The 1,699-nt window shown below is 69.7% G+C and carries 1 protein-coding gene; it reads left to right on the forward strand.

Annotated elements, in window-relative coordinates:
• Nucleotides 1-47: 47 nt before the first annotated feature.
• Nucleotides 48-1,688, forward strand: a complete 1,641-nt coding sequence (locus I6A81_RS41090) for an IS1634 family transposase (protein ID WP_203010518.1) — start codon at nt 48-50, stop codon at nt 1,686-1,688.
• Nucleotides 1,689-1,699 lie beyond the last annotated feature (11 nt).

Genomic DNA, 1,699 nt, shown 5'->3' on the forward strand with positions numbered 1-1,699 from the left:
CGGGAGGGCTGTTCTGAGGCACTAATTGGTGCCTCTACCGTGGGGCTGTGGCCTGGATTCGGCGGGTGCGGACGGCGTCGGGGGCGACGGCTGTGCAGATCGCCGAGTCGGTCGGGGGGCGGCGGCGGATCGTCGCGCATGTGGGTTCGGCGCATACCGAGGCCGAGCTGGGGGTGCTCGTCGAGCGGGCTCGGGAGTTGTTGGAGGCTCCGGGCCAGGGTGAACTCGACCTCGGGGTCGAGCCTGTCGCGGTGCGGACGCCACTGGTCGCCGCGACCGCGGCCCCGGCGGTTCTGTTCGACATGGCCAGCCAACCGGCGCGGGAGCGGACGGCGGTCGCCGGCCCGCGGGTGGTCGGGACCGCGTCGCGGGTGCTCTACGAGACACTGGCCGGGGTTTTCGCGTCGCTGGGGTTCGACGCGCTGGGCGACGAGGTGTTCCGGGATCTGGTGATCGCCAGGCTGGTCGAGCCGACGTCGATCCTCGACACCGGCCGGGTGCTGGTCGATCTCGGCGTCACGCCGGCGAGCGAGAAGACGATGCGCCGCACGCTGCTGCGCGCGCAGCGCGATGGCCACCGCGACCGGCTCGCGGCGCTGTGTTTCACCCACGCCCAGGCCAGCGGTGATGTCTCGTTGTGTCTCTACGACGTGACCACGCTCTACTTCGAGGCGGAGAACGAGGACGACCTGCGGAAGGTCGGCTATTCGAAGGAACGCCGCGTCGACCCGCAGATCGTCGTCGGCCTGCTCGTCGACCGGTATGGCTTCCCGCTCGAGATCGGCTGCTACGAGGGCAACAAGGCCGAGACCGCGACGATCCTGCCGATCGTCCGCCAGTTCAAGCAGCGTCACGGCCTGGAGAACCTGGTCGTGGTCGCCGACGCCGGCATGCTCTCCGCGGCCAACCTACGTGATCTCGACGAGGCCGGGTTCAGGTTCATCGTCGGCTCCAGAACGACCAAGGCCCCGGTCGACCTGGAATCACACTTCCACTGGCACGGCGACGCCTTCACCGACGGGCAGGTCATCGACACGATCACCCCGAGAACAGGGCGCAACCGCGACAACGACCCCGCGCGCAGAGCCGAGCCCGTCTGGAACCGGGAACAGCACCCCGCCTCCTGGCGCGCGGTCTGGGCCTACTCCGCCAAACGGGCCGCCCGCGACAACAGGACGCTGACCGCCCAGGAGAACCGCGCCCGCGCCGTCGTCGACGGCGAGAAGACCGCCCGCACCCCGAGATTCGTCACCGTCAAAGGCGACGCCACCAGCCTCGACGAGGCCAGCCTGACCCGGGCACGCCGGCTCGTCGGCCTGAAGGGCTACGTCACCAACCTGCCGGTCAGCGTCCTGGCCGCGGCCGAGGTCACCGCGAACTACCACGACCTCTGGCACGTCGAGCAGTCGTTCCGAATGTCCAAGACCGACCTCGCCGCCCGCCCCATGTTCGTCCGCACCCAGGACGCGATCGAAGCCCACCTGACCATCGTGTTCACCGCGCTCGCCGTCGCACGCGCCATCCAGGACCGCACCGGCCTCGCCCTGCGCAACGTCATCCGACAGCTCCGCCCGCTCCGCTCCGCGACCATCGCGATCAACGGAGCCATCCAGACCTTCCCACCCGAACTCGACCCCGAACGCCGAGCCCTCCTCGACGCCCTCACAGGCAAGGCACTAACGAAATGACCGAACTCGGG

Source organism: Frankia nepalensis (genome assembly GCF_016786325.1).
GTDB lineage: Bacteria > Actinomycetota > Actinomycetes > Frankiales > Frankiaceae > Pseudofrankia > Pseudofrankia nepalensis.